The sequence below is a fragment of the Streptomyces sp. MP131-18 genome (assembly GCF_001984575.1).
Taxonomy (GTDB): domain Bacteria; phylum Actinomycetota; class Actinomycetes; order Streptomycetales; family Streptomycetaceae; genus Streptomyces; species Streptomyces johnsoniae.
Genome location: NZ_LZNS01000001.1, coordinates 6267545 through 6270406, shown reverse-complemented (window position 1 = coordinate 6270406; position 2862 = coordinate 6267545). Strand labels below are relative to the sequence as shown.

Annotated in this window: 1 protein-coding gene; it reads left to right on the top strand. The window is 70.4% G+C overall.

The features are described from left to right. On the top strand, positions 1-2862 hold a 2862-nt coding region (locus STBA_RS38055; RefSeq protein WP_171987806.1), incomplete at both ends, for a type I polyketide synthase.

Here is a 2862-nt window from a genome sequence, read left to right as displayed (position 1 = left end):
TGTCCGTCCGTTGGCCCCGTCTCGCGGGCGACGCGCCGCCCCCGCCTTCCGCGCCCGATCTGCCGACCTACCCCTTCCAGCGCCAGCACTACTGGCTGGACACGTCGAGAAGCGGTGCGAACGCGGGCCACCTCGGCCTGACCGCCACCGGGCACCCGGTACTGACCACCCTCGCCGAACTCCCCGACAACGGCGGACACCTCTTCACCGGCCGCATCACCGCCACCGACCCCGCCTGGGTCACCGAACACGCCGTACACGACGCACTCATCATCCCCGGCGTCGCCTTCGTCGACCTCCTCCTCCACGCCGCCCACCACATCGGCTGCAACCAGATCGACGAACTCACCCACCACATCTTCCTCGCCGTCCCGGAACACGGAGCACTGCAACTCCGCGTCCTGATCGAAGCCGCCGACGACACCGGCCGGCACTCCTTCTCCGTCTACTCCCGCAGCGAGAACGCCCCGGCCGAGGGCGAGTGGACGCTCCACGCCGCCGGCGCACTCACCGCTCAGGAGGAGAACCCCCCGGCAACAGATGCCCTGCTTGCCGACGGCGCTTGGCCCCCGGCCACCGCACAGCCCATCGATATCCAGGACTTCTACACCCGGATCGTCGACGCGGGCTTCGGCTACGGACCGCTGTTCCGCAGTCTGCGCGCTGCCTGGCAGGACGGCGACACGACGTGGGCGGAGGTGTCCCTGCCCACCGACGCCGACCCCGGCACCTACGGGATTCACCCAGGACTGCTCGACTCCGCGCTTCAGCCGGGCGCTTTGGTCACCGCGCAGGAGGCGGCGCAGGACTCCATCCGTGTCCCGTTCTCCTGGAGCGGCGTGTCCCTGCACACGACAGCGGCGGTGTCCATTCGCGTGCGCCTCACCTGGATCGCGCCCGGGACGGCGTCCCTGGCCATCACCGATCCCACGGGCGCGCCGGTGATGACGATCGACTCCCTCGCCATGCGGGCAGTCGCACCGGAACAGCTCGCCACCGCGCGCGCCGCCAACACCGGGGACCTCTACCAGATCAGCTGGACGCCCCTCCCGGCCGCCGAGGACACCACCCCCGGCACGATCGGCACCGCCTGGGCCGAACACCTCGCGGCTCTGACCGGGACCGATGCGCGGACAGTGAGGCTTCCACTGGCCGAACTGGCCGATGGGAACGGTCAGGGGGACACCTCCGGCTCGGAAGTGATCCTCACCTGGTGCGTTTCCCCGGATGAAGCTGACCCGGTCACGGCCACTCACACTCTGACGCAGCATGTGCTCCGTCTCGTTCAGTCGGTCGCGGATGAGGAGAACGATTCGCGGCTGGTCGTCCTCACCCGGGGCGCGGTTCCGGCCGGTGCGCAGCAGGAGCAGCCGGATCTGGCAGGCGCGTCGGTGTGGGGACTCATCCGCTCGGCTCAGGCGGAACACCCGGACCGGTTCACCCTGATCGACCTCGACGACAGCGAGTCCTCGCTCAAGGCCCTGCCCGCCGCCGTGGCCACCGCGCAGCCTCAGCTGGCCGTCCGCAAGGGCCAGTTCCTCACCCCACGCCTCGCCCCCGTCGATACGTCCGCCCCAACGTCAGGCGCGTCCGTCACGTTCGACCCGGACAAGACGGTCCTGATCACCGGCGGCACCGGCGCCCTGGGTACTCTCCTGGCCCAGCACCTGGTCACCCACCACGGCGTCAGGCACCTGCTGCTCACCAGCCGGCGGGGCCCCACCCCCCGCAACAGCAACATCCTCACTGCCCTGGCCCAGCACGATGCCAAGGTCACCATCGCCGCCTGCGACGCCACCGACAGCGGCTCACTGGAATCCCTCCTGGCCTCCCTCCCCCAGGAACACCCCCTCGGCGCCGTCATCCACTGCGCCGGCATCCTCGACGACGGCATCGCAACAGCTCTTACCCCTGAACGTTTCAGCAACGTCCTGCGTCCCAAGGCCGACGCCGCCTGGAATCTCCACAAACTCACCCGCGGCACCGACCTGGACGCCTTCGTCCTCTTCTCTTCTGCCGTCGGCACCCTCGGCGCCCCGGGGCAGGCCAACTACGCCGCCGCGAACGCGTTCCTCGACGCTCTGGCCCGCCACCGGCGCGCCCAGGGGCTGCCCGCGCACTCCCTCGCCTGGGGACTGTGGGCAGAGACCACCGGCGGCATGGCCGGCACGCTGGAGGAGCAGGACCGCGCCCGCATGAACCGCAACGGGCTCCTGCCGATTTCGGCGGCACACGGGCTCGCCCACTTCGACACCGCGCTCGCCACGGACCATCCAGTGATGCTCCCGGCCAAGTTCGACCTCGCGGCCCTGCGCACGCATACCACGCCGCAGAACCCCATGTTCCGGGGACTTGTACGCGCTCCGCGCCGCACCATCGCCACCCAGGCCGCCCGCGCCGGCCAGGACGGCGACCAGCTGCGCCAGTCGCTCGCCGGCCGCCCGGAGCCCGAGCAGCAGCGTGCCCTGCTCGACTTCCTGCGCGGTCACATCGCCACGGTCCTGGGCCACAGTTCCCCCGAGGGCATCGACCACAGCGCGTCGTTCAAAGACCTGGGCTTCGATTCGCTCAGCTCGGTGGAGTTGCGTAACGCGCTCAACAAGGCGTCCGGGATGCGGCTGCCGTCCACGCTGCTGTTCGACTACCCCACCCCCACCACGCTCGCCGACCACATCCGCACCGAACTGGCCGACAGCGGGCAGAGCACCAACGCGCGCAAGCCACCGTCCATCAGCCGCAGCACCACCACCGACGCGAACGAGCCGATTGCGATCGTCGGGATGGCCTGCCGCTTCCCCGGCGGCGCGAACACCCCAGGCGACCTGTGGAACCTGGTGATGGAGGGACGCGACGCGGTTGGGG